Here is a 24,701-nt window from a genome sequence, read left to right on the forward strand (position 1 = left end):
GTTCTTCTTTTAACTTGTAATGGTGTCGGGATTAACCAGTTTGCGGATCAGCGGCAGCAGATCTGACGCCAGCATGCCCCGTTCGCCGTCAGCGGCGGCCTGATCTGCAGCCTCGCCGTGGATCACGGCGCCCAGCCAGCTTGCCATGGTGGCAGACCAGCCCTGGGCCAAAAGGGCGGCGATTATACCAGATAACAGATCGCCCATGCCGCCACTTGCCATGCCGGGATTGCCTTCACAACAGAGAGCTACCCGCTCGCCGTCATAAATAAGTGTTCCCGCCCCTTTTAACAACACCACACCGCCATAACGCCGCTGCAGCGCCTGCACGGCGGCAAACCGATCGGTTTCAATCTCGGCAATGGAGCATCCCAGCAGGCGCGCAGCTTCGCCGGGATGGGGCGTGAGCACCCAATTATCCTGATGGCGGGGAGATTGCGCCAGCCAATTCAATCCATCGGCGTCCAAAACCAGTGGCAGCCGGTCGGTGAGATAACGGGCGATTTGCGCGCTTCCCCACTCATCCTGACCGAGCCCGGGGCCAATGACCCGCACCGACGCCCACCCCTCGTCATCAGCGGTAGTGAGACTCATCAGTTCGGGTTGATAGAGGCTGACCGGTGGATGCTCCGGATGCTGACACACCCGCACCAGCCCGGCCCCCGCCCGCAGGCAGGCGCGAGCCGCCAGCACGATGGCCCCCTGCATGCCGCGATTGCCCCCCACCAGCAGTACCTTGCCATAAGAGCCCTTGTGGGAAGCGCGCGGGCGCGGGGTCAACTGCGTGCTGAGCAGTGGATAATCGATACGCCAGGCGGCGGGCAGCATTGTGTCATCAGGCGTCACGCCAAGGGGATCACAGTCGAGCTGGCCGACACAATCCACCCCGTCGCCGGTGAGCATCCCCTGCTTGATACCGATAAAGGTGAGGGTGCGAGTGGCCTGCACCACAGCCCCCATGGCACGGCCGGTATCGCCGTTGAGGCCGGAGGGGAGATCCACCGCCAGCACGGGCACAGCCAAGCCATTGATTGTTGCGACGATCTTTGTCAGTAGTGGCGAGAGGGGCATGTTGACGCCGGTGCCAAGCAGGGCATCGACCACCAGATCCGGGGTGGAGTGCAGGTCCCCATCAAACTGCTCGGCCAGCCAGACCCGGCCACCGGCCGCCAGCCACTCATCGGCGGCCCGTCTGGCATCCCCCTTCAGTTGGTCGGGTGCTCTGGCGGCAATCACCACCACCTCGATGCCAATCTGGCGGGCAAGGCGGGCCAGCACATAGCCATCACCGCCGTTATTACCGGGGCCGACGAAGATCCACCAGCAGCGACTGTCGGGCCAATGCAGGGTGGCATAGGTGCGCAACGCAGCACCTGCTCGCTCCATCAGGGCATAGAGAGGTTGCCCCTCACGCGCGGCCCAGTTGAGCTCCAGTGCGCGGATCTGTTCAGTCTGCCACAGCCCCTGTGGTAAACTGCCCCCCTCTTTTGTGCCCAACGCGCCCCTGATGATCTCTACCATGACGGCTCCCGCCTCTTATCAATCGACCCACGCCAGCAAACGCCAGCCAGGCCAAGCCGCATGAGCGCTCCTGACTTCCACCAGCTGGCCCACGATATCAAGCTCTGGGCACGGGAGCTAGGATTTGACCAGGCGGGCATCACCGACACTGATCTGCGTATCGAAGAGCCGAGATTGCAGGCCTGGCTGGATGCGGGCTATCACGGCAGCATGGATTACATGGCGCGCCACGGCATGATGCGCGCGCGCGCCCACGAGCTGCTGCCGGGCACGGTGCGGGTGTTGTCGGTGCGGATGAACTACCTGCCGTTCGAGGCGGGTTTTGCCGCCACCCTGCGCGATCCGACCCTCGGCTATATCAGCCGCTATGCTCTCGGTCGCGACTACCACAAGGTGCTGCGCAACCGGCTCAAACAGCTGGGTGATCGCATCGAAGCGCGCTGCGCCGAGCTGTTTCAAGGCACCGAAGATACCTTGGGTGAGTGGCGCCCCTTCGTTGACTCCGCCCCCATCCTCGAGCGGCCGCTGGCAGCCAAGGCGGGCCTCGGCTGGGTTGGCAAACACTCACTGCTGCTCAACGAATCGGCCGGCTCCTTCTTCTTTCTCGGTGAGCTGTTGCTCAACCTGCCGCTGCCGCTCGACCAGCCAGTGGAGAAGGAGCAGTGCGGCAAGTGTGTCGCCTGCATCAACATCTGCCCGACCGGCGCCATTGTCGCCCCCTATGTAGTAGATGGCCGCCGCTGCATCTCCTATCTCACCATCGAGAATGACGGCCCTATTCCGGAAGAGTTCAGGCCCCTGATGGGCAACCGCATCTACGGCTGCGACGACTGCCAGCTTATCTGCCCCTGGAATCGCTACGCCGATGCCAGCCCGGAACCCGACTTCAGCCCGCGCCCCAGTCTGCACCGCCCCCCCCTGCTGACGCTGTGGTGCTGGAGCGAGAGCGATTTCCTCAAACAGACCGAGGGGAGCCCGATCCGCCGCATCGGTTACCAGCGCTGGCGCCGCAATCTGGCGGTCGCCCTTGGCAATGGCCCGGCGACCCCCGAGGTGATCGCGGCCCTGCAACTGGGGCTGACCACCGCCGAACCCATGGTGGCCGAACATATCGAATGGGCGCTGGCCACCCTTGCCCGGCGTCAGGATGAAGAGAACAAGAAGACCCGTTTGCTGATCCGCTGCATCGAAAAAGGTCTGTCGGATCACGCATAAGTGATCTGCCCCTTGCCGGATTGCAGCACTTTTTTCATGCTCTGCCGACCTGCAGTGCCCATAACAGCGTGGTCACTGCAAACTGCTCGGCACACAACAAGGACAACACAGATGCATATGTTGGGAGTGGATATTGGAGGCTCAGGGATCAAGGGCTGTCTGGTGGATACCAAAACCGGCGAATTGATTGGCGAGCGCCATCGCATTGCCACACCGCAACCGGCCACCCCGGCCGCCATCGCCCATACCCTCAAGGCGCTGGTCGAACATTTCGACTGGAAAGGACCGGTGGGTTGCGGCTTTCCCGCCACCATCCACAACGGGGTTGCCAAGAGTGCCGCCAACATCGACAAGAGCTGGATCGAAACCGATGCCGAGCATCTGTTTGCCGATGTCACCGGCAAGCCCTGCTATGTGCTGAACGATGCCGATGCCGCCGGTCTGGCCGAGATGCGCTTTGGTGCTGGCAAGGATCGCAAGGGGGTCATCATCCTCATCACGGTCGGTACCGGCATCGGCACCGCCATCTTCGTCAACGGCCATCTGCTACCCAACACCGAGCTGGGCCATCTGATGCTGGAAGGAATGATCGCCGAGCACTACTGCTCCGATGCGGCGCGCAAACGGGAAGATCTCTCCTGGAACCGCTGGGGCAAGCGTTTCAACAAGTATCTGGCGCGCCTCGAGTTTCTCTTCTCCCCCGACCTCTTCATTCTGGGGGGCGGCAGCGCAGCCAAGCTGGATAAGTTTGTCGATCGCATCGAGACCCGGGCGCCGCTTATTCCGGCGGCCAGCCTCAATCAGGCGGGCATTATCGGGGCCGCCCTCTACGCGGCCGAGCAGCAGGGCTGACCGACGCTCACGGCAAGTCAGCAGATACCAATTGAAAGGGCCCGACACTGCTGCCGGGCCCTTTTGTTTGGCCGTCATCTTGCGAGTTTGGCGCTTATCACCCGCTACATGTCGTCGAGTCGGTGCACTCCGTGCACCAGTCGGGTCAGGCGGGTCTGCTCCAGCCCGGCCAGATTCTCGAGCAAAGCGGTGGTGGCCGGTGTCGGGCACTCCCGGGCCAGATGACTCAGTTCGCCCACCAGCTGCTCTTCCCAGCGGCATACCTGAGTGACGATATCCTGAGTCTGGACTGATGCCGGCAGCTCGAAGCGGGTAATGGCAGGCAGCATATCCTCGCTGAAACTCTGGTTCAGCCAGGTCTCCCTGACCGCATCTCCCAGCTGAGCGGTATATTCGTGCAGATGGGCACTGGCCGCATCCTCACGCCCTTGCAGATAGACCAGCAACATCCGGCTGCGTTCGCTGTCCACCTGACTGGTCAAACGCCCGTAACAGAGTCCGAGCTGGTGGTGAACCTGCTCAAGATAGTGCAGCAACTCTTTGATCTGTTGGAATCTCATCGCACTGCCCTCCATGTTTGTCGACAACATCAGTATAAAAAACCGGCGCCACCGACCCAATCCCTATCCGAGCCCCCCTTGCGCTGCATCAAGGTTGACGCCGACAAAGTGACGGTCAGGTGATCCGGTCGAGAATAGGGAACGCTTTGTGCAGCAATTTGTGTAACGATGGAGGAGCATTAGCTCGACAGCAGATGTGAACAGAAACGGGCTGGCACACTAATAAAACCATCATATACCCGATATAAACCATCTTTAATTCGGTCATATCCCGTAGGGACGAAACAGGATCTGGAAGAGCAACAATACCATCCTGATCGTTATCCGCCTGACAGAAATCCTTATCACTTTTTTAGACGTCTAGACGTAAAAACATGCGTTGACATGGCCATCCAGACATCTTAGCATCATCCTCCATGATGACAGAGTAACCCAGTGGAACCTCTGCCCAATTTCCCCGCCTGTAGCGCCCTGTGCTTTAAGGCTGTTAGCACGGAAGAATCCATGATTAAGTTGATCGGTCTCAACAAAGTCTACGGTACAGGCAGTGACGCCGTGCACGCCCTGCGTGATGTGAGTCTGCATGTACCCCAAGGCAAAATTTTCGGGGTGATCGGTGCCTCCGGTGCCGGCAAGAGTACCCTCATTCGTTGTGTCAACCTGCTGGAGCGCCCGACAGAGGGTCAAGTTATCGTTGATGGCCAGGATCTGGTCGCTCTGAGCGAACGGGATCTGACCCAGGCTCGCCGCCAGATCGGGATGATCTTCCAGCACTTCAACCTGCTTGCCTCCCGCACCGTGTTTGCCAACATCGCCTTTCCGCTGGAGCTGGCAGGCTGGAGCAAAGAAAAGATCCAGCAACGGGTTGCCGAGCTGCTGGCGCTGGTCGGGCTGGAAGCCCGTGCCCAGGCCTATCCGTCCGAGCTTTCCGGCGGTCAGAAGCAGCGCGTCGCCATTGCCCGCGCACTGGCACCGGCCCCCAAGGTATTGCTCTGTGACGAGGCCACCTCGGCCCTCGACCCGCAGACCACCCGCTCGATCCTGACCCTGCTCAAGGAGATCAACGTCAAGCTGGGGCTCACCATCCTGCTCATCACCCACGAGATGGATGTGGTGAAGGGGATTTGTGACGAAGTGGCCATCATCAGCGATGGCCGCCTGATCGAACAGGGCGAAGTGGCCTGGTTCTTCAGCAACGCCAAGACCCAGCTGGCCCGTGACTTCATCCACTCCACCATCCATCTGGAGGTACCGCAGGAGTATCAGGATCGGATGAGCAGCGAGCGGGTGCCGGGCAGCTACCCGCTGGTGAAGCTTGGCTTTACCGGCAGCACGGTCGATACGCCGCTGATCTCCGAGGCGAGCCGCCGTTTCAATATCGACATCAGCATTCTGAGCGCAGACATCGAATACGCCGGAGGCGTCAAATTCGGTTTCCTGCTGGCCGAGCTGTTCGGGGATGAAGCCCAGTGCGAGGCGACCCAGCAGTTCCTTATCGACAACCACATTCAGCTGGAGGTAATGGGTTATGTCCGAAGCCATGATTAATCTACTCATCACGGCCCTGGGCGACACCCTGATCATGGTGTTTGCCTCCGCCCTGTTTGGCTGCCTGCTGGGTCTGCCGCTCGGCGTGGCGCTGCATGTGACCAAAGCTGGCCAGATCCTGGCCAACCCACTGCTCAACCGCACCCTGGGCATGGTGGTCAACGTGGGTCGCTCAGTGCCCTTTATCATCCTGCTGGTCGCCATCATTCCGCTGACCCGGCTGATTGTCGGCACCAGTATCGGCACCATCGCTGCCATCGTGCCGCTGACTGTCGGCTGCATCCCATTCATCGCCCGTCTGGTGGAAGGGGCCCTGATGGAAGTGCCGGACGGCCTGCTGGAAGCGGCCAAGGCGATGGGCGCCAAGCCGCTGCAAATTATCACCAAGGTGCTGCTGCCAGAGGCTCTGCCCGGCATCCTCAACAGTGTCACCATTACCCTCGTCACTCTGGTGAACTACTCGGCCATGGCCGGGGCCATCGGTGGCGGTGGTCTGGGGGATGTGGGTATTCGTTATGGTTATCAGCGCTTTGACCCGACCGTCATGCTGGTGACCGTGGTTATCCTGGTAGTACTGGTTCAACTTATCCAGAGCGCGGGTGAGCGCCTGGTCAACAAATGTGATCATCGTTAATCGTCGATTTCTGACAGGAGGTTTTATGAAATTTGGCATCAAATCCGTTGCGGCTGCCCTGCTGGCTGGTCTGGTTCTGGCCGGTTGCGGTCAAAAAGAAGAGAGCAAGGTTCTGAAAGTGGGCGCTATTGCCGGCCCGGAGACCGAACTGGTTGAAGTGGCTGCCAAGGTAGCCAAAGAGAAATACGGTCTGACCGTCGAGGTGGTCAACTTCTCCGACTACGTCACCCCGAACGTGGCGCTGAACGATGGCAGCATCGACGTCAACGCTTTCCAGCACAAACCCTATCTGGATGCGCAGGTGCGTGATCGCGGCTTCAAGCTGGTGCCGGTTGGCAACACCTTCGTCTACCCGATTGCCGGTTACTCCAAGAAGATCAAGGCGCTGAGCGAACTGCAAGATGGCGCCCAGATCGCGGTACCGAACGATCCGACCAACCTGGGTCGCTCGCTGATCCTGCTGGCCAAACAGGGTCTGATCACCCTGAAGGATGGCGCCGGTCTGGAAGCCACCGTGCTGGATATCGCCAGCAACCCGCGCAACTTCAAGATTGTCGAGCTGGAAGCAGCCCAGCTGCCGCGCTCGCTGGAAGATGTGGATCTCGCTATCATCAACAACACCTTCGCCGGTCAGATTGGTCTGACCCCGACCGAAAACGGCCTGTTTGTTGAAGACAAAGAGTCCCCGTACGTCAACCTGATCGTCGCCCGCGACAACAACAAGGATGACGAGAAGGTCAAACAGTTCGTACAAGCTTTCCAGACTGATGATGTCTATAAGAAAGGGTTGGAGCTGTTCAAAGGCGGCCTGGTAAAAGGTTGGTAATTGCTCACTCGGCAAAAAAGGCCACGCAATGCGTGGCCTTTTTTATTGGCGCCGCTATCATATCCGCGAGCACGGCAACACGAACATACTCATAACATGAAAAAATGGTATCTGGCCTACTGCAAGCCAAAAGAAGAGGCCCGCGCCCGCGCCCACCTCGATGCCCAGGGTATCGAATCCTATTACCCCATGGTGGAGATCGAGAAGCTGCGCCGGGGCAAGCGAGTTCCGGTACGGGAACCCATGTTCCCCAACTACCTGTTTATCTTTGTCGATCTGGAAGAGGTGACACCGGTCACCCTGAAATCGACCCGCGGCATCAGCCGGATCATCCACTTTGGCAGTGAATGGACCCCCATCAGCAGCAAGCTGGTCTATCAGCTGATGAGCCGCGATGACAGCGACGAGGCGAGAGCCAGCTACGCCTGCCTGCCCTGCTCGGGCGACAAGGTGCTGATTGAAGAGGGGCCGCTTGCCGGCTTCGAAGCCATCTATATGGAGCCGGATGGAGAGAAACGGGCGATTTTGCTGGTCAGCCTGCTCAACCGGGAGACAACCAGCAGCTTCGACAACCACACCTTCCGACGTCTGGACTAAACCCACGGGCCAGACGGCCCGGTGAATGGCAATAGCAATGGCGGGATGCTCCCGCCATCTCAGGCATCAAGATCAAAGCGGGCGATGACCGCCTTCAGCTTGCCGGTATCGCCAGCCAGTCTGGCTACGATCTCCTCCCCCTGCTGACTACGCTGACAGGATTGCCGACTGAGCCCGGCAATGTCGTCGACCGTCCCGGATACCTCGGCGGCCACCCGCGACTGCTGCTCGGTTGCCACCGAAATGGCCTCCAGCTGGCCCGACAGCGACTGCACCAGCTGGTTCATGGCACTCAGGGTATCGGTCACCAATCCAACGGCATCCCGCCCTTGCTCTACCAACCGGGTGCCGCTGCTGACGGTGCTCACCGTCTGGCGAGTCTGCTGGGAGATGGCCGCAATAGTCTGGCTGATCTCGGCGGTGGATTGATGGGTGCGGGTCGCCAGCTGGCGCACCTCGTCGGCCACCACCGCAAAACCGCGCCCCTGCTCGCCTGCCCGTGCCGCCTCGATCGCCGCATTGAGAGCCAGCAGGTTGGTCTGCTCCGCAATGGTGGCGATCACCTCGGTGATCTGCCCCACCTGTTCACTCTGATGCTCCAACAGCCCCATGGCTTCGTTGGCCTGTCCAATCATGGCGGCAATCTGCTGCATGGTATCGCTCATTCGTGCCAGCGCGGCCTCTCCCTGACGGGTCTGCTGCCGCACCTGATGGGCTCCATCCGCCACACCGGCAATGTTGCCTGCCACATCACGAGCACTCACCGACATCTGATCGATAGCCGCCGCCACCGCATCGACCCGCTGATCCTGCTCCGTCAGATCCGCCACTATGGCTCTGGTGGTGCTGCCCACATCGAGACAGGCCACCTCGACCTGCCCCACAGCCCCCTGCAACTCCCCGACCAGATGATGTAACTGGGCAGACATCCGGTTGATGGAACCAGTCAATTCTCCCAACTCATCCTGCCCTGTGATTGGCAAGGGCTCGGCCGCCAGCCGACCATCCGCAACCTGCCCCGCCCGGTTCACCAGACAGGCAATGTCACGGGTCAGACGGCGACTAAAGAGCCATGCGACCACCATGCCAAGCACGATGGCGCTGCCGGTAGCCAACAGCAGTGTCTGGTTGATGGCCCTCCCGGCGCGGGTCATCTGCGCCGAAATCTGATCCACCTCGGCGCGGGTTTTCCCCACCTGCTGGACCAGCTGCTCGCTGAGGCTGGACTGCATCGGCTCGATGTCGGTGGCCATCAGGTAGTTTGCCTGATCCCAATCCGGCGCCTGGCGCTTCTCGATCACCTGCCCCACCAGCTCGGAGAAAGGGGTCGCCATCTCTTCAAACAGCTGCCAGAGGCTCTGCTGGGTGTCGGTAAAGAGCGCAACTTGCTGTTTAACCTCAGCCACCCGCTGCTGGTGAAACTGGTAGTAATCCTGATATTTGCTGCGGTATTCGGGATCGCCTGAGATGAGAAAATCCCGCAGTGCGGAGAGGGCGTTGGCGAGGCTGTTGTAGGCATCTCCCACCTGCTTGAGCAGCATGCGACGATCGCCGGAGAGCTGATCCTGCGGAGTACCAACCTCTTCATTGGCAAAGGATTGCAACTGATCGAGCGCCGCCTCCGCCAGCGGCCCCGCCTCCTGCAGCATCAGGGTGTGAGCGGGCAGATTCTCTTCGCTCTGAGCTATGGTCCACACCTTCTCCTGATGGCTTTTGAAGGTCTCGAGAGACTTGGCGAGCGCCGGACTGAAGGCCTGATGGGCAATGGCCTGCCAGGCCGACTCCCACTCCTGCTTGAGGCGGGAAGCCTGAGCCGGATCCTTGCCGAGGATCAGATAGCCACGCAAGGCAGAAACGGTGGCAACCAGCGCCTTCTGGCTCGTTTCATCCCGCTGCAGAGTGGGCAGCGCCTGCTCCAGCAGGGTGTGTTGGGCCTGATTGATCTGGGTCAGCCGGTAATAGACCAGCGTGGAGGAGAGCAGGATCAGCAGGTTTATAAAACCGAAGCTGAGCAGCAACTTGCTTGAGATTTTCATGAACATCCTTGTTCAAACGGAGGGATCCAGCCAACAGAATCAGATAGATATCAGTGTAGGCAATCTATCTTGCCAAGTCCGGTGCCAATTAGCCAATTCACTGCGCGGCATCGGGCGGGCAGAGAAAAATCCCTGACAGAGGTCGCAACCGAGTTGGGCCAGCGCTCGCCAGGTCGCCTCATCCTCTACCCCTTCAGCCACCGACTTCAGCCCCAGCTTGCGGGCCAACTCGATACTGGACTCGATGATAGCCAAACGTGACGGATCGGCATGGCAGCGATCGACGAAAGAGCGATCCAGCTTGAGTTCGGTGAACGGCAACAGTGCCAGCTGCTGCATCGAGGAGTAGCCGGTACCAAAATCATCGATGGAGAGGCCAAAGCCATGCATCCTCAGCCGGGTCAGCACCTCCAGAGACTTGCCCAGATCCTGTACGAATGCGCTCTCGGTCACCTCCAGAGTGATAAGCTCCAGATTGATACTCCAGCGCTTGCACTGATCAATCAATAAGTTGCAAAGATCCCCTTCAATGAGTGAGGTGGTGGAGAGGTTCATCGACAGATTGAGTGACAACCCGGTTTCCTCCCATAAATGACCATCACTCAGAGATTTGCTGATGATCACCTCGGTCAACGGATCGATAAGCCCGTTGTGCTCCGCCAGTGAAATAAAACGCCCGGGAGGGATCAGGCCAAACTCGGGGTGTTGCCAGCGGGCCAACGCCTCCATCCCGACCCACTCGCCAGATGCAAAACTCACCTTGGGCTGATACCAGGGCAGCAGTTGATCTTGCTCGATCGCCCGACGCAACTCATCGAGTCCTATTCTGTGTCCCTCTTCCTCCCTGAGGGGTTCCTGCCGGGGTGACCAAGCCTGGATAAGCCGCTGGAGCTGCTGCGGCGTTGAGGGTTTCTCTATGCGACCAAGCACCTGCAAGCCATAAGCGCTACTCATACGCAATACGGCTTCGACCACATCCCCCTCAAGCGCGCTGGAGAGGATAATGCCGCCCTGAAAACCACCCAGCGACAGGCGGCGCAACAGCGCCATGCCATCCATTCCGGGCATTCGCAGATCACAAAACAGGATATCGACGTTGTGTTGCTGGCTAAGCGCCAACGCCTCGATACCATCAACCGCTTCCAGCAGATTCTGGTAACCCAGGCTGCGGATCTGGTGCAGCAGCGCCTTGCGCTGAAATCCATGGTCTTCCACGACCATGATGACCAACTCATGTTGTGCTTTTTTCATCGAGCCATAATCCAATGTCGTGGGCAATCGACGTCATCAACCTCTGCACTGTGCTGACCAGATCGTCGAGCTCGTCGAGCCGCTTCAATCGCGCTGCCGATTCCAGCATGGCAGCCTGGCTGGCAAGCTCCTCCAACCCGACCATTCGGGCAGCCCCCTTGATCCGGTGGGCGGTCTCTACCAAGGCGCTGGCATCATGACAAATCAGTGCTGCCATCATGGCCTCGCCATCCTGCCGGTTGGAATCGAGATACTCCACCGCCATGGCTCGCGCGGTCAGCTCGTCACCAAACAGCGCCAACCAGCGCTCAGCCTGCATGCCTGTAGCCCCAACAACGGGCGCAACCGCGCTTCTGGTTGGCGTCCTCTCTGCCAGCCAATGGGCCAGCATCTGGCGCAAGATATCCAGCGGGTAGGGCTTCAGTAACATGTCACTCATGCCAGCCTCTACCATACGAGCACTCGCCTCTTCCGACGTATCTGCCGTTACCCCTATGATGGGGGCCGTCACTCCCGCAGCCCGCAGCGCCTTGGTCAGAGCATAACCATCCATCACCGGCATATGGCAATCAGTCAGCAGCAGAGAGAATTGCTGTCCCTGCCAGGCCCGCAGAGCCTTCTCGCCATCTTCCACGACCTGAGCCTCGATACCAAGAATGGCCAACTGCCGTGCCAACAAGGCACGATTGACCGGATGATCATCGGCCACCAATACTTTGCCACCCAGCTTCTCTGCAAGCGCAGGGAGGATTGGTGTGACCCGCTCCTGTAGCAATTCGTGGCAGCTCTCCAGCAGAAGATCCGGATAGAGAGGAGATAGACCCAGGCGCCACCATTTCTGTTCACCAATCCGCCCCCGTAACGCCTCATCGGGTGACGCTATGATCCCCTTCAGCGCAGAGTGTTGCAGCCAGCTTTGCCATTCCCCCCCAAGCGCTTGCTCAAGCCACCGTTGATCGGCCAACAGCAACCCTTCCAGTGAGCGACTGAGCTCATTGGCCCCCAAGTACCTGAGCTTGGCCCCCTGCCGTACCATGGCCGCTTCGAGGTTGGTGTCATCGCTGAAAAACCACCATTCTGTGTCAGCCAAAGCAGGGGGATCCCACTGCGGATTGGTTAGCGGCACGGTAAAGCGGAAGCTGGAGCCCTCTCCTGCCTTGCTGGTCAGTGTCAGTGCCCCCCTCATTTTGCACACCAGCTGCTCACAGATTGCCAACCCCAGTCCGGTGCCACCAAAACGACGGTTGATATCTGACTCCACCTGCTCAAAAGGCGTGAACAGCAGCGCCTGCTTCTCTGCGGCGATCCCGATACCGGTGTCACTGACACTGATGGTCAGTTGCTCACTCAGATAGCTGACCCGGATAGTAATACCCCCTTGTTCGGTAAACTTCACCGCATTGTTGAGCAGGTTGGAGATGACCTGACCAATACGCACCCCATCGATGTCGGCCCAATCCGGCACATGATGCTCCCACTCCAGCACCACGTGGAGCCCCTTGTTATGAGCCAGTGTCGCATGGCCACGAATGGCATCGCAGATCACCGTTTGCAACCGGCTGCTCTGGTAATTCAACTGCAACTGACCCGCTTCTATCTTGGAGAAATCGAGGATGTCATTGACCAGATAGAGCAGGTTGTTGGTCGAGGTGACCACATTGCGCACCATAAAACGCTGGTCGTCGTTGAGCTCGCTCATTTGCAGCAATTCGAGCATGCCATGCATGCCTGAAATGGGTGTTCGTAGTTCATGGCTCATCGTTGCCAAAAAGCGGCTGCGAGCCTGCATCGCCTGCTCGGCATAGGCGCGAGCTTCGCGCAGCTCATATTCCTGTTGCTTGAGGGCAGTGATGTCCTGAATCACCCCGTTAAGGATCAATGCCTGCTGCTCCTGTCTGACAAAGTTGCCACGTACTTGCAGATAGCGATCTCCATCAGGTCGCTCCACCTTGACCTCCAGATCGAGGGGCGCCAGAGTCTCGGCATGATTGGCCACCTTGCTGACAAAATCCTGCAGCGCTTCTTCGGTAAAGCCAAATACCTCACCACCCGATTCAGCGTTAAATAAATCCTGGTGAGATACCCCCAGAATCTCGTTGGTCCCCTGAGAGGCATAAAGAAAGCGCCCCTTGCCCGGCCCTTGCCACAAATACTGATAGACCACCCCAGGCATGCTGTCGGTAATCTGAGTAAGGCGATTTTCAGCCTGACGGGCGCGCTCCTCCGCCTCCTTGATCCGGCTGACATCGGTCAGTACTGTCAACACCCCCAGCATATTGCCATCGGGATCGCGATAAGGGCGTTTGGCATAGATAACATGGCAGGGCGTACCATCAGCTCGCAGGTTACTGCCTGCCCCCTCCAGATCCTGTCCGGTCTGCCACACCAAACGCTCTTCTTCCAACACACTGTTTCTGAGTGTCTCTGGCATGTTTTGCAGCTCCTCACTGCTACTGCCAGCACCGAGGAAAGCATCGCGATAGGCCTGATTGCACAAGGTGATCCGCTGCTCGCTATCACGTAGCGCCACCATGGTTGGCAGTGAGTTGAGCAAGGTCTGCACAAACAGCAACTGTTCGTTCAGCTTGTCCTCTGCGATTTTACGCTGCGCAATCTGGCGACGCAAACTGCGAGCCCAGAACATCACCAGCAAACCGCTGACGAGCAAGGCGCCCCCCCCTATGGCCAACCATTTGTAAATCAGGGTGTAATCAGACTCGATATTGACCGACACATTGAGCCAGCGTCGTTCCAGCAGTTGCCACTCCTCATCCGTGATGGTCAGCAGCAACTTGTCCATGATTCGGAGCAACTCGGGCTGAGCATTGTCGACGGCCATACTGATAGGTACGGAAAATTCGGGAGAGCTCAGCACCACCTGATACTTATCATTGAACCCCTTCATCGCCTGCTGTCCCAGATTGGTCATGGTCAACAGCACATATTCGGCTCGCCCAGTATCAAGCAAGGTCAGTAAATCGGCATCTTTGCCTCCTTCGATAATATTGGCGCCCAGCGCGTGAATGAGAGAGGCTTCGTAAGAGCCCGTCACACCACCAATCAGACGCCCTTTCAGCTCGACCAACGACTTCAGCGGGCGAGCACCGTGTCTGGCTACAACATAGCTGTCTAACTTCAGATAGGAGGAGGTAAAAGAGGCAAAGGACTGACGATCCTTGAGCGGTGTCATCAAGGGAATAAGGTCCACTTTGTGCTCTTTCAGCATTTTAAGTGACTCCTGCCAGGTATTTGTCGACGCCAGCTCAAAGCGGATCCCGGAGCGCAGACTCAATAACTTCATCAGGTCTGCCGTATAGCCATGCAATTCACCTTCGTCATCGATTTCACTGATGCCGGCAAATCTGGGGGCAACGGCGAACTTGATGACCTTGTTTCTCTGCTTCAGCCAACTAGCCTCATCTGGTTCCAGCAACAGACCAGCGTTGGCGCGTTCATCTTCCTGATGCAACCGTAATCGTGAGTCTGCAACGGGTATCCGTTGATATGCCTGCCAAAGCTTCTCACTCAGTTCTGGCTGGAGGGAACTGGTCGCCATCGTCAACGTGCTGCCAGAAAGCCACCCAGGAGCGACAACCCCCATTGACGCTGGCATTCTCTCCATCTTGAGGGTAACAATTGGCCCCAACTCAAGATATGCATCGACAGCGCCCAGCTTGACCATATAGGTCGCCTCAGTGCGGCTCTCCAGCTCAGTTACATCAGAGATCCCCAAACGCGCCAATTCATTACAACTGCCAAACCCGCGAATACAGACCCAGCGTAACTTGCGCGCCTGCTCCAGGGTCAATTGCTGATCCGGGGTATGCATTAAAATGGAGCGGGCATATGAACCGATACTGCCGATATGGTTTATCCCCTTCAGCTCAAGAGCATTACGTTCGACCCCGATTAATGCATCGATCTGGCCACCTTGGAGAGCAATCTGGGCATCTACGTAGGAGTTGTAGGGGATATAACGCAATGACACGCCCATTTCGGCTGCAATACGCGAGGCCAGCTCCTTGAGCGGACCGGCATAACGCAGGTTGGGGAGTTGATAGATGAAAGGGGGATAACCACCACGGGGAACCCCGACCAGCAGCTCCTTTTGTGCAGAAATTTCGTTACTTGTGCTCTCATCTTGCGGCTGGGGAGCCGCAACAGCCAACATGCCTGAAAACAACAGCAAAATGGGAAGAAAAAGCTGACGAAGAAGTGGCATAAGGTCTTGTCCTGATAAGTAAAACAGATAGGGCTGCCACCTCTAATCTTGCAGATCCTGACGACGCAAGGCGAGAAAACAATCACAGCTGTTACAAAGAGGGCATAGAGGATAATACTGAGTCACCAACATGTGAACCTGGAATCAACCATAATATGGAAAAATGGCAGGCGGGCAGCCTGCCATTTCACTAGCGAGGGGGATCTTATTCTCCCCCTCGCGATCAGGTTATTCGATTCCCGAGGCGGAAGCCGGTTTGATACTCCCGCTCGCGAACGAGGGCGATTTGACCCTGATATCCTTCCAGCCCGATATCCCTGAGCAGGGCGGGTGACAGATTGACCTGCACGAGACGACGCTCGACCCGGGCAATCCTTCTCTGGACCAGGGATTCAACACTGCGCAGTAAAACCAGTTCGATAGACATGACATTCTCCAGTTGAACATGCGGTTCTCCCGGAGAAAGTGGATATCACCCTGCGGGACGAACCGCGGGTGATAAAAAGACAGGGGTTACCTGTTTACGCCACGCGGTAAAAGAGCACGAGATTTCACGCCGCACGCAGTGCCGCGAGAGAATGCAATATTGAGCATCAGATGTTGCATATTCGTCTCCTTACAGGATAAAAGTTGAACAGGTTGCAGAAGTCTAAAAAATATCCGAATTTAAAACAAGCCTCTTGCGACTCCTTTTTAAACGTTTTTACGGCATTTTATGCTGCCCGAAGGGGAGCTTGGGACATCAGATCCCCGAGAGTAGCCGGTACTCCTCCAGCACGTAGGTATCCGTCATGCCGCTGACATAATCGAGCAGCAACCGCACCCGGTAATACCACTCTTGCTCATGCTTACAGGCAAAACGTGGATCCGGGGTGGCGATCGCCAATCGATAGGCCTTGAGGTGACGAGCCGAGAGGCGGTGATAGAGGCGGCGCGCAAAGAAAAGCGCCTGACTCCCCTCCCCGGCCAGCAGACGGGCAAACTGTGGCGCTGGCAGCGCCAACAGGCAGGCATAACTGGTGAGCACCCCGCGCAGCGCCGCATACCCCTCCAGCTCAAGCGCTTCCACCTCGGGACGCATAAAGACCAGCTCGCGGGCCACCTGCTTGAGGATATCGAGCACCCGCGCCGCCGGCGCCTGACCGTGCAGCAGCGCTTGCGGATAGGATCCCTGCAAAATGGCCTGATGTTCGCTGACATAGCTCTGCGCCGCCAACGCCACCAGATCCCGGGTCAACAGCTGGCGAAAATGGGGGAAAAAGCCCCGACCAGAGGCCAGCGCCTCATCCAGCAAGGTGCCCATGTAGTCACTCTGGTCAGCAGCTCGCAGCGCCGCCAGCAGTTCACCCTGAGTCAGGATCCGCCGGTCTACCGCATCTTCCAGATCGGCGATGCAGTAGGAGATGTCATCGGCCGCCTCCATGATGTAAACCAGCGGATGACGGCAGCCGGGGGCCAATCCCAGGCTCTGACCGAGGGCACGGTAGAGCGGCTGCTCGCTAAAGAAGATGCCCCGTTTGCTGCTCCAGCCATGATGCTGGCCATAGCTCACGCCGGGTTGCGGCTGCTGCGGGTATTTGCAAAGTGCCGCCAGTTGTCCGAGCGTCAGGTTGAGCTCGTGCAAGCTGTGCACCAGCCGCAGACTCTGGGCGTTGCCATCAAACAGTTGCAGGTCCTGACGCAGTTCAGCCCACTGGGCCGAGGGGGGCTGCGCCAGCGCCTGCTGATAGAGGGGAGCGAGCATCTCGCCGAGCCACTGGCTCATCACCTGCTCACCGAAGTGGCCGAACGGCGGGTTGCCCACATCGTGCAAGAGGCAAGACATCTCCACCAGATTGATAAAGGCCCCTTCACAGACCATCCCGGCAGGCAAGGCGGCCAGAATGCGGCGGCTGATCTGGCGACCGGTCTCCTGCACCTCCAGCGAGTGGGTGAGGCGGCTGCGCACCGAGGCCTTCACATCGAGCGGAAAGACCTGGGTCTTCTGCTGCAACCGGCGCACCGGCGCGGCCTGCACGATACGGGCGCGATCCTGCTCGGTCGCCTCCAGCAGCTCCTCATTCCCCCAGGGGTGGATGCGCGCAGGGGTAATCAAACGGCTATACATCTCGCAGCTCCTTGCCAGCAACTTCCATCAGACTCAAGACAACCTCCAGCCTCAAGACAGCAACCAGCGCCGCAGACGGGCGATATCGCCGGGATATTCGCGGCGCAGCGTCTCAATCCAGTCTTCCACGTTTTCCCACCAGGCGGGGTGATCCGGGCTCTGGATCAGCTGGGCCGTCTGCTGCAGTCGACGCAGACCGATGGAGCCTGCCGCCCCTTTTATCTTGTGTGCCTCTTCCACCACCCCAGCTTGATCCTTGGCAATCATGTTGGAGTCAAGCACCGCCATGTAGTCCGGCATCATCTTCTCGAACAGATCAACGCTGGAGAGCAGCACCTGCTTTCCCACGGTATCGGCGTAATCGGTGAGGAAGGGGATATCCAGCAGGGCATCCTGATTGCCCGCATCACCCTGCTCGTCCGCTTCATCCTCGGCCAGATCGGCAAACAGGTGACCAATCACCTCCCGCACCGCTTTGGAGCCAAGCGGCTTGTTGATCACATCCTGCATGCCGTGATCCCGGTAGTACTGGCGATCGCCGGTGGAGTTGGCGGTGAGCGCCACCATGGGTGGCAGGCTGTCGCCATAACGCTCTAGCAGGGTTTTCGCCACATCAAAGCCGGTCATGTCCGGCAGCTGGATATCGAGCAAAATGAGGTCGAAATCATCCGGGTTGGCCATCGCCAACGCCTGGGTGCCGTCTCGTGCCACCTGCACCTGATGACCCAGCTTGCCCAGCAGGGCGCAGGCTACTGTCACGTTAAGCTCCACATCCTCCACCAGCAGGATATCGAGGGAGGGCATCTCCTCCTCCTGCTCTGGCAACACAGGCTCGGCGCAAGCCACTTCCAGCTCGGCGGTAAAGCAGGAGCCTTCGCCCGGATCGCTGTCCACATAGAGCTGCCCGCCCATCGCCTGCACCAGCTGACGGGAGACCGCGAGGCCAATGCCGGTGCCGGTGGCGTGCTTCTTGCCCTGCACCTGATAGTACATGGCGAAGATCTTCTCCTGCTGGGCGCGCGGGATGCCGATGCCGGTATCCTCCACCTCGAAGTGCAGGGCCAGCTTGCCCGGCTCGTCGGCTGGATGGGAGAGACAACGCACGGTGACGCCCCCCTCATCGGTAAACTTGACCGCGTTGCCCACCAGATTCCACAGCACCTGACGCAGGCGGGTACCGTCAGCCATCACAAATTGCGGCATGTCGCCATCGCGATCGAAATGGAGATAGAGCCCCTTCTGCTCCGCCTGAATGCGCGACAGGGTCTCCAGCTCGTCGAGGAAGGCAGGCAGGTCGATACGGGTTGGCGCAATTTCGAGGCGACGGCGATCCAGTTTGTCCAAGTCGATGATGTCGTTGAAGATATTGCCAAGGGTCACCGCACTCAGGTGAATGGTCTTGAGCTGCTGGTGCTGCTTGGGATCGAGGGGGGTATCCATCAGCATCCGGCTTAAGCCCACGATGCCGTTGAGCGGGGTGCGCAACTCGTGGCTGATGGTGGAGATAAAGGTGGTCTTGTCGCGACTCGCCTTCTCCAGCTTGTCCTGATACTGCTTGCGCTCGGTGATGTCGCGGCCAAAACCGAGCAGGCCGAGTCGCTTGCCGAAGCGGTCGAAGAAGGGCACCTTGCGCAGCTCGAAGTAAGCCTTGCGGCCATCGGGATACTCCAGCCACTGCTCGTAGGTGAGCGGCTCGTTGCTGGCAAAGACCTGCTTGTCGGTCTCCACCACCTTGTTGGCGATCTCCTGCTTGTAGACATCGAACGGGGTCAGACCGATCAGCTCGGCCTCCACCTTGCCGGTCAGCTCTTCCATGGCGCGGTTGCAGCCGGAGAACTGCTCATCCTCGTTGCGGTAGTAGACCAGATCGGGGGAGCAGTCGATAAAGGAGCGCAGCAGCGCGGTGCGCTCCCCCAGATGGAGCTGGGCTTTCTCCCGCTGGAACACCTCGTTCTCGAGATCCTCGATGGCCTGCAGACGCAGGCTCTCGGCCCGGTTGGTCTCGGCAATCTGGGCGTTGAGGCGGCTGATGTTCTCCTGCAGCTGGGTATTGAGCTCCAGATCCCGCTCGCGCATATCTTGCAGCTTGCGCACCATCCGGCTCAGTCGCTGACGGGAATCCTCCAGCTGATCCACCACGATGGAGAGAAAATAGACCGCCCAGGGGGTCACCAGCAGGCCAAAAAAGACCGAGCGAACGAAGTCGATCACATCGATATTGCCGCGCAGGAACAGGGTCACCCCCATCTGGATGGCGACCGCCAGCACGATAATGCCCGCCGCCAGGAACATGCTAAAGCGCACCAGTCCCAGCTTGGTCATCAGATCGACATAATATTGCGCCCAGGATTTAATCTGTTTCATCTTATTGTTTTCCCCCGATATTCGCGGTATAGAATACCAGCACAACCGAGTGAACTCTTCTTAATCTCGCACAATTAATTAACGATTCGCCGAATGAAATGAGTGGGTTAGGATAATTGGCAATATTGAGTCAGTTGCCATTAAGGTTTTTTCTTTATACTCACCGGCTGAAATAATTCACAACCATTTAATTTAGGAGTTATCCGATGCGCAATACCACCTTGCTGGGCCTGGGCCTGATGGTCGCAAATAGTGCTTATGCTGATTTGGGCGAAATTCCCAAGGAGTCTGGCTGGTCCGGTTTCCTGCTTGGCGGGGTCAGTGTCATCAATTACGAATCGAATTTTTATAGTGGTGATGATGAAAACCGCCGCCTGAGCGGACTGGGCAGTGCCGAGAGCAGCTCCGCCGTTGCCCCGCTGCTCAACGCCGATATCCGCTACACCTTTGCCGATACCCGCACCCAGGTCTTCCTCGGTAACCTGATCCAGGATGCCATCCGTTTCGACTTCACCCAGCAGCTCGGTATCCGTCAGGAGATGAGCGACAAGGGCATCGTAGCTGGCTCCGTGGTCTTTAATGCCATGCCGACCGAGCAGTGGAGCGATCCCTTCGCCGTAGGCGTTGATCGCCAGTCGACCGATATCAAATCAAAAGGGGTTCGCTTCGCCTGGGACAGCATCTGGGGTAGCAACTTCAATGGCAGCCTGACCACCCGCAACATCGAGGTGGATGAGGAGCGCAGCGGCCAGCAATACGATAAGGATAACCAGACAAACTATGCAACCAAGCTGGATCGAAACGGCAAGATCCACGCCCTCGACCTCTCCTACAAATGGCAGCTGGCACCCGGTCAGATGCTGGAGCCAGCCTTTATCTACCGCCAAGCCGACCTGGACGGCAGCGCCCAAAGCTACAAGAGCAACGGCCTGCAGTTGACCTACGGCATGCGCGCTTCCCAGTGGTCTTTCGTCAGCAACGCCTATCTGGGCCAGACCAAATATGATGAGGCCAACCCCATCTTTGGCCAAAACGCCGACTCCGACGAGTTTGCCCTGACCGGTACCTTCTTCTGGCACCGCCTGTTCGGTATTGCGCCGCTCTCCGCAACCTTTACCGCTGGCTATGCCAAGTCCGATTCCGACATCAACTTCTACGATTCTGAATCCGTGATGTTCAACACCGGCCTGCTCTACAACTTCTAACGACTGTTGTGCGCACCGATACAACAAGGCCACCCGAAGGTGGCCTTGTTGCTATCCGGCGTTTGACTCAAATACCCAGGGAGTCGAGTAGATCGTCGTGATCGTTGGCGACCGGGGCCGCAGCCTGAGCCGGCTTGGCGGCATCCTGCTTGGCCTGGGCGATCAGCGCATCGGGATCCAGCTCCTCGTGCTCCATCCCCTCATTGTGGATACGGATGAACTCGGTTTTGTCCATCGCCAGCTCCAGATAGAAGATGTTGTTGCGGGCGGTGAAGAAGGTGACGCGGCGGGACTCCGGGCTGTCGAGATTGGTATCGACACTCAGCATCACCTGCTTGTTGAGGGCCAGCATCTTCGGCTGGTTCTGGGTGATGTGGGTCTGCAGATCCCGACCCACCTTGACGGTGAAGCTGCCGACGATCTGGTTCATCAGCTCGCCCATCACGTTGCTCACCTCGTCAGAGGTGTGAGAAATGGCGAGATCCTCTTTGGAGAGTCCCATGCTCAGCATGTAGCTCTCGTACAGCTCCATGGCGGCGGCGGCGGAGAAGTTGATCACCACCAGACCGGAAAAACCGCCATCGAACAGCACGAAGCAGCCGATATCCGGCTTGAGGCAGGTCTTGCTGATCCGCTGCACCATGCCGGAAAACCGCACCTGACTCATGGTCGCGGCACTCAAAACGTCCGTCACCGAGTTGCACAGGCTGAGCAGCACATCCTCTGTGGTCAATACGGCATCGTCATCGGATCTTGTCACTATCATGGGACCTTCCTGAACATCGAAAATGGGCTTATCTATACCATAACTCTAACAGATGGCGCGGCCCGGAGACTGAAATAGCGACACGCCTCTCAGTTGACTCCGTTATCAGCAGCCACAGGGGTGAAACCGCTCAGCTTGGCGAGCCGGGCACGCCATATATCGGCCTGCTGTGCCAAAACTTGTGGCTCATAAAGCACGACCGGATGAGCACCCCAGATGGGGCCAGGCCAGGCGCGATCCGTCGCAAAGCGGGCGACATGGTGAAGGTGGAGTTGTGGCACCAGATTGCCCAGCGCTCCGATGTTGATCTTGTCCGGGCTGAGGGCCTGCTCCATCAGAGCGGCGACGGCGCAGGACTCCTGCATCAGCTGTTGCTGCTGCTCCGGCGCCAGATGGTGAATTTCCCGCAGGTTGGCTACTCGCGGTACCAGGATCAGCCAGGGATACTGGCTGTCTTTGGCCAGCAAGACACGGCAGAGGGGCAGATCCCCGAGCCACCGGGTATCTGCCTGCAGGCGTGAATGCAATTCAAACATGAAAACCTCGTTGAGTACGATGAACAGAGCGCCTGAAAAAGGAGTGTCCACGTTACTGCAACGGGCAGAAAACTTAAAGCTGTGGGACGGCCCAACCGATAAAGCGCTTGCGCAGGGCCGGGTCTGCCTGGAGGAACAACTGCTGCAACTGCCCTTCCAGCTCGCTGGCTGCCACAACGGGTTGAGCCCCACCAGCGGCCGTGGCCGTTGGCTGCGTAGCAACGGCGCCAGCCGTCAGCGCCGCCTTGCCGCCGCTGCGGTTGTATTCAGCCAGTTTGCCGTTCCAATCCACCCCAAGCAGCATGCCGCTGGTCACCAGCGCGTCCTGCTGGATGGCAAGCGCGCGGCCATTCTCCTGCAGCGCTACCACAGGAGCCTTGGCATAGGCCTGCATCCCCCGCTCGTCCCCCGGTACGCTGGCCATCAACTGCAAATGCTGATTGCTGCCCTGATAGCGCACCACCTGCGGCTCTGAGCGTACCTGCCGATCATTCTCGCTACTACTGCGACTGGGGATCACCCCCTCGAAGCGCACCAACAGTTGCTGCTCGCCATCCGCCAGGGTGGCATGCTGCTCGTCCTGCAAGGTACCGTTGCTCACCGCGAGGATGCGGAAATTCTCCGGCACCTTCACTTCCACCATGGCCTGCACACTGCCAGCCCCCAACACTGCACAGAGCAGCACAAACCCGGTCAACCCTCTATTGCTCTTCATTCCCGCTGATCTTCCTGATGCCGATGATGGGCGCAGGGTAGCAGCCGAAGATGACAGAAAAATAACGCCGCTCAGAGCAGGTAGTGGGGTCGCTCGGAAAACCACTGGGCCAGCACCTGCTTGAACAGCCGGATCTTGCGCGGCACCCGACGCTGCTGGGCATGCAGCACATGGAGCTGATGCAGCCCGCTCTGCCACTCGTCGAGCACGGTCACCAGCTCTCCTGCCGTCAGCTGCGATTCCACCAGCATCAGCGGGCACTTGGCATAGCCCATACCGGCGCGCGCCAGCTGTAGCACTGTGCTGTAGTGGTTGGCCCGCACCTTGCCCTGCACCAGAATGTGGGCCTCTTCCCCCTCACGGATAAAGTGCCACTGCTCCCAGGCCGGATTGTGCCCCTGCAACAGGCAGCTGCGCCCGCTCAGCTCATAGGGAGTGGCAGGATACCCCTCTCGCGCCACCAGCGCGGGGCTGGCCACCACCACATCCTTGAGCCGCCCCAGCGGCAGGGCCACCAGATTGTCCGGCACCTCGCTCATGGCGCGCAGGGCGATGTCGTTTTCTCCCTGACTCATGTCGACCATCTGGTTGGTGAAATTGAGTTCCACCTCCACTCCCGGGCAGAGCGCGGCAAAGCTGGTCAGCAGTTCGCTCACCATGCGATCGCCGGTGCTGACCGGGCAGGTAAAGCGCAGTCGTCCGCAATCCTCTTCGGTCAGCGCCTGAATATCCTGCTCCGCCTGCCGAGCCAGCGCGAAGATCTCCCCCGCCTGCTGATAGAGGGTCTTGCCCGCCTCGGTCAGACTGAGGCGGCGGGTGGTGCGCTGCAACAGTTGTGCATTGAGGGAGGTCTCCAGCGCGCTGACGTGGCGGCTCAGCATCCCCTTGCTAACTCCCAGCGTATCGGCAGCGGCCGAGAAACTGCCGCGCAGCACCACCTCATAAAAGCTGGCCAGATGGGCGATATCCATCATTAGCTCCAATATGGAAACAATGGGTTTATTTTACGCGCTTTTTCGCATTTTATGTTGCGCTAGAATCAACACACCCCAACCAGGAGTGATGCAGATGAAAATTGTGATTGTGGGTGCCTCCGGCACCGTCGGCTCAGCTGTCAGTGAACTGCTTGCCAAAGATCATCAGGTGATCCGGGTCGGCCACAGCCGTGGCGATGCCACGGTCGACATGCGCGATCCCGCCTCCATCAAGGCACTGTTTGCCCAAGTGGGCCAGTTTGATGCGCTGGTCGTCGCCAGCGGCAGCGTGGCCTTCAACGGCCTGACCGAGATGACCGACGAGCAGTGGCAGGTGGGACTGGAGAGCAAGCTGATGGGCCAGATCAACCTGACCCGCGCCGCCATTCCCTATCTGACTGACAAGGGTTCCATCACTTTGATCAGCGGTATTCTGAGCGAGGAGCCGATCAACTGGGGCGTGAGCGCCAGCACAGTCAACGGCGCCATCGATCACTTTGTGAAAGCGGCCGCCTGCGAGCTACCCAGAGGCCTGCGCATCAACGTGGTGAGCCCGACCGTGCTGGCGGAGTCGATGGACAAATACGCCGACTTCTTCCCGGGCTTCGTACCGGTGCCCGCCGCCAAGGTGGCGCAGGCTTACAAGAAGTCGGTGTTGGGCATCCAGACAGGTCAGGTGTTCAGGGTCAACGGCTGATCGCCGCTCGCTTGCCGCCAGACCAGCAATAAAAACGGGCCCCATAGCGGGGCCCGTTTGTTTCTCTGCCTCTCT

The 24,701-nt window shown here is 58.9% G+C and carries 20 protein-coding genes; 8 read left to right on the forward strand and 12 right to left on the reverse strand.

Annotated features, from left to right (window positions below; translation table 11 throughout):
- Positions 1–9: 9 nt before the first annotated feature.
- A complete protein-coding gene (locus ACTG19_RS08835; protein WP_439988987.1) occupies positions 10–1,521 on the reverse strand; it encodes an NAD(P)H-hydrate dehydratase in 1,512 nt (503 codons plus the stop codon).
- 60 nt (positions 1,522–1,581) lie between these two features.
- Here ACTG19_RS08835 and queG point away from each other — a divergent pair, with 60 nt between their 5' ends.
- Together queG and ppgK are read left to right on the forward strand one after the other, a co-directional pair.
- Positions 1,582–2,736: a tRNA epoxyqueuosine(34) reductase QueG gene (gene queG, locus ACTG19_RS08840; RefSeq protein ID WP_439988988.1), complete on the forward strand. Its 1,155-nt coding sequence runs from the start codon at positions 1,582–1,584 to the stop codon at positions 2,734–2,736.
- Between the two features lie 111 nt (positions 2,737–2,847).
- On the forward strand, positions 2,848–3,588 hold the full coding sequence (ppgK, locus tag ACTG19_RS08845) for a polyphosphate--glucose phosphotransferase (protein WP_439988989.1): 741 nt from the start codon (positions 2,848–2,850) through the stop codon (positions 3,586–3,588).
- 104 nt (positions 3,589–3,692) lie between these two features.
- Here ppgK and ACTG19_RS08850 read toward each other — a convergent pair whose 3' ends face one another.
- Positions 3,693–4,148, reverse strand: coding sequence for a hypothetical protein (locus ACTG19_RS08850; protein ID WP_201938481.1), 456 nt, complete (start codon positions 4,146–4,148; stop codon positions 3,693–3,695).
- A gap of 504 nt (positions 4,149–4,652) precedes the next feature.
- On the opposite strand from ACTG19_RS08850, the gene metN reads away from it, so the two are divergent.
- The 4 genes from metN to rfaH all read left to right on the forward strand — a co-directional run bounded on the left by metN (position 4,653) and on the right by rfaH (position 7,753).
- Positions 4,653–5,696 carry a methionine ABC transporter ATP-binding protein MetN gene (gene metN / locus ACTG19_RS08855; RefSeq protein WP_005339067.1) on the forward strand — a complete coding sequence of 348 codons (1,044 nt, stop codon included), beginning with the start codon at positions 4,653–4,655 and terminating at the stop codon, positions 5,694–5,696.
- Positions 5,677–6,330 carry a methionine ABC transporter permease gene (locus ACTG19_RS08860; RefSeq protein ID WP_005339070.1) on the forward strand — a complete coding sequence of 218 codons (654 nt, stop codon included), beginning with the start codon at positions 5,677–5,679 and terminating at the stop codon, positions 6,328–6,330. Before metN ends, ACTG19_RS08860 begins: the two co-directional genes overlap by 20 nt.
- A 25-nt stretch (positions 6,331–6,355) precedes the next feature.
- A complete protein-coding gene (gene metQ, locus ACTG19_RS08865) occupies positions 6,356–7,156 on the forward strand; it encodes a methionine ABC transporter substrate-binding lipoprotein MetQ (protein WP_005339072.1) in 801 nt (266 codons plus the stop codon).
- A 96-nt stretch (positions 7,157–7,252) separates the two neighbouring features.
- Entirely contained in the window at positions 7,253–7,753 is a 501-nt protein-coding gene (gene rfaH, locus ACTG19_RS08870) for a transcription/translation regulatory transformer protein RfaH (protein ID WP_216949623.1), read from the forward strand.
- A gap of 59 nt (positions 7,754–7,812) precedes the next feature.
- Here rfaH and ACTG19_RS08875 read toward each other — a convergent pair whose 3' ends face one another.
- From ACTG19_RS08875 to arcB, 6 genes are all read right to left on the reverse strand, one after another.
- Positions 7,813–9,789, reverse strand: a complete 1,977-nt coding sequence (locus ACTG19_RS08875) for a HAMP domain-containing methyl-accepting chemotaxis protein (protein WP_439988990.1) — start codon at positions 9,787–9,789, stop codon at positions 7,813–7,815.
- Between the two features lie 39 nt (positions 9,790–9,828).
- Complete coding sequence (locus ACTG19_RS08880; RefSeq protein WP_439988991.1) at positions 9,829–11,040, reverse strand: EAL domain-containing response regulator; 1,212 nt, start codon at positions 11,038–11,040, stop codon at positions 9,829–9,831.
- Positions 11,021–15,262 carry an ATP-binding protein gene (locus ACTG19_RS08885; protein ID WP_439988992.1) on the reverse strand — a complete coding sequence of 1,414 codons (4,242 nt, stop codon included), beginning with the start codon at positions 15,260–15,262 and terminating at the stop codon, positions 11,021–11,023. The genes ACTG19_RS08880 and ACTG19_RS08885 overlap by 20 nt, the downstream gene beginning before the upstream one ends.
- 223 nt (positions 15,263–15,485) lie before the next feature.
- Positions 15,486–15,689: a hypothetical protein gene (locus ACTG19_RS08890; RefSeq protein WP_005349248.1), complete on the reverse strand. Its 204-nt coding sequence runs from the start codon at positions 15,687–15,689 to the stop codon at positions 15,486–15,488.
- A gap of 315 nt (positions 15,690–16,004) precedes the next feature.
- Positions 16,005–17,369, reverse strand: coding sequence for a dGTPase (dgt, locus tag ACTG19_RS08895; RefSeq protein WP_224968705.1), 1,365 nt, complete (start codon positions 17,367–17,369; stop codon positions 16,005–16,007).
- Positions 17,370–17,420: 51 nt separating this feature from the next.
- Positions 17,421–19,733 carry an aerobic respiration two-component sensor histidine kinase ArcB gene (arcB, locus tag ACTG19_RS08900; RefSeq protein ID WP_224968707.1) on the reverse strand — a complete coding sequence of 771 codons (2,313 nt, stop codon included), beginning with the start codon at positions 19,731–19,733 and terminating at the stop codon, positions 17,421–17,423.
- 206 nt (positions 19,734–19,939) lie between these two features.
- Here arcB and ACTG19_RS08905 point away from each other — a divergent pair, with 206 nt between their 5' ends.
- Positions 19,940–20,938, forward strand: a complete 999-nt coding sequence (locus ACTG19_RS08905) for a DUF2860 family protein (protein ID WP_439988993.1) — start codon at positions 19,940–19,942, stop codon at positions 20,936–20,938.
- A 67-nt stretch (positions 20,939–21,005) separates the two neighbouring features.
- On the opposite strand, the gene ACTG19_RS08910 is transcribed toward ACTG19_RS08905, so the two are convergent.
- The 4 genes from ACTG19_RS08910 to ACTG19_RS08925 all read right to left on the reverse strand — a co-directional run bounded on the left by ACTG19_RS08910 (position 21,006) and on the right by ACTG19_RS08925 (position 23,926).
- On the reverse strand, positions 21,006–21,704 hold the full coding sequence (locus tag ACTG19_RS08910) for a DUF3334 family protein (RefSeq protein WP_005339098.1): 699 nt from the start codon (positions 21,702–21,704) through the stop codon (positions 21,006–21,008).
- A gap of 89 nt (positions 21,705–21,793) precedes the next feature.
- Positions 21,794–22,240: an HIT domain-containing protein gene (locus ACTG19_RS08915; RefSeq protein WP_439988994.1), complete on the reverse strand. Its 447-nt coding sequence runs from the start codon at positions 22,238–22,240 to the stop codon at positions 21,794–21,796.
- A 73-nt stretch (positions 22,241–22,313) separates the two neighbouring features.
- Positions 22,314–22,955, reverse strand: coding sequence for a DUF2057 domain-containing protein (locus ACTG19_RS08920; RefSeq protein WP_439988995.1), 642 nt, complete (start codon positions 22,953–22,955; stop codon positions 22,314–22,316).
- A gap of 71 nt (positions 22,956–23,026) precedes the next feature.
- Positions 23,027–23,926 (reverse strand): LysR family transcriptional regulator, encoded by a 900-nt coding sequence (locus ACTG19_RS08925; protein ID WP_439988996.1) that lies wholly within the window; start codon positions 23,924–23,926, stop codon positions 23,027–23,029.
- Between the two features lie 97 nt (positions 23,927–24,023).
- Between ACTG19_RS08925 and ACTG19_RS08930 the strand changes: the two genes are divergently transcribed.
- Complete coding sequence (locus ACTG19_RS08930) at positions 24,024–24,626, forward strand: short chain dehydrogenase (RefSeq protein ID WP_021231956.1); 603 nt, start codon at positions 24,024–24,026, stop codon at positions 24,624–24,626.
- Positions 24,627–24,701: the final 75 nt, after the last annotated feature.

The organism is Aeromonas sp. 3P, assembly GCF_051919745.1.
GTDB classification, from domain to species: Bacteria; Pseudomonadota; Gammaproteobacteria; order Enterobacterales; family Aeromonadaceae; genus Aeromonas; species Aeromonas veronii.

Coding starts and splice junctions, on each gene's coding strand:
- ACTG19_RS08835 (WP_439988987.1), bottom strand. CDS start 1,521: ATGGTAGAGATCATCAGGGGCGCGTTGGGCACAAAAGAGGGGGGCAGT.
- queG (WP_439988988.1), top strand. CDS start 1,582: ATGAGCGCTCCTGACTTCCACCAGCTGGCCCACGATATCAAGCTCTGG.
- ppgK (WP_439988989.1), top strand. CDS start 2,848: ATGCATATGTTGGGAGTGGATATTGGAGGCTCAGGGATCAAGGGCTGT.
- ACTG19_RS08850 (WP_201938481.1), bottom strand. CDS start 4,148: ATGAGATTCCAACAGATCAAAGAGTTGCTGCACTATCTTGAGCAGGTT.
- metN (WP_005339067.1), top strand. CDS start 4,653: ATGATTAAGTTGATCGGTCTCAACAAAGTCTACGGTACAGGCAGTGAC.
- ACTG19_RS08860 (WP_005339070.1), top strand. CDS start 5,677: ATGTCCGAAGCCATGATTAATCTACTCATCACGGCCCTGGGCGACACC.
- metQ (WP_005339072.1), top strand. CDS start 6,356: ATGAAATTTGGCATCAAATCCGTTGCGGCTGCCCTGCTGGCTGGTCTG.
- rfaH (WP_216949623.1), top strand. CDS start 7,253: ATGAAAAAATGGTATCTGGCCTACTGCAAGCCAAAAGAAGAGGCCCGC.
- ACTG19_RS08875 (WP_439988990.1), bottom strand. CDS start 9,789: ATGAAAATCTCAAGCAAGTTGCTGCTCAGCTTCGGTTTTATAAACCTG.
- ACTG19_RS08880 (WP_439988991.1), bottom strand. CDS start 11,040: ATGAAAAAAGCACAACATGAGTTGGTCATCATGGTCGTGGAAGACCAT.
- ACTG19_RS08885 (WP_439988992.1), bottom strand. CDS start 15,262: ATGCCACTTCTTCGTCAGCTTTTTCTTCCCATTTTGCTGTTGTTTTCA.
- ACTG19_RS08890 (WP_005349248.1), bottom strand. CDS start 15,689: ATGTCTATCGAACTGGTTTTACTGCGCAGTGTTGAATCCCTGGTCCAG.
- dgt (WP_224968705.1), bottom strand. CDS start 17,369: ATGTATAGCCGTTTGATTACCCCTGCGCGCATCCACCCCTGGGGGAAT.
- arcB (WP_224968707.1), bottom strand. CDS start 19,733: ATGAAACAGATTAAATCCTGGGCGCAATATTATGTCGATCTGATGACC.
- ACTG19_RS08905 (WP_439988993.1), top strand. CDS start 19,940: ATGCGCAATACCACCTTGCTGGGCCTGGGCCTGATGGTCGCAAATAGT.
- ACTG19_RS08910 (WP_005339098.1), bottom strand. CDS start 21,704: ATGATAGTGACAAGATCCGATGACGATGCCGTATTGACCACAGAGGAT.
- ACTG19_RS08915 (WP_439988994.1), bottom strand. CDS start 22,240: ATGTTTGAATTGCATTCACGCCTGCAGGCAGATACCCGGTGGCTCGGG.
- ACTG19_RS08920 (WP_439988995.1), bottom strand. CDS start 22,955: ATGAAGAGCAATAGAGGGTTGACCGGGTTTGTGCTGCTCTGTGCAGTG.
- ACTG19_RS08925 (WP_439988996.1), bottom strand. CDS start 23,926: ATGGATATCGCCCATCTGGCCAGCTTTTATGAGGTGGTGCTGCGCGGC.
- ACTG19_RS08930 (WP_021231956.1), top strand. CDS start 24,024: ATGAAAATTGTGATTGTGGGTGCCTCCGGCACCGTCGGCTCAGCTGTC.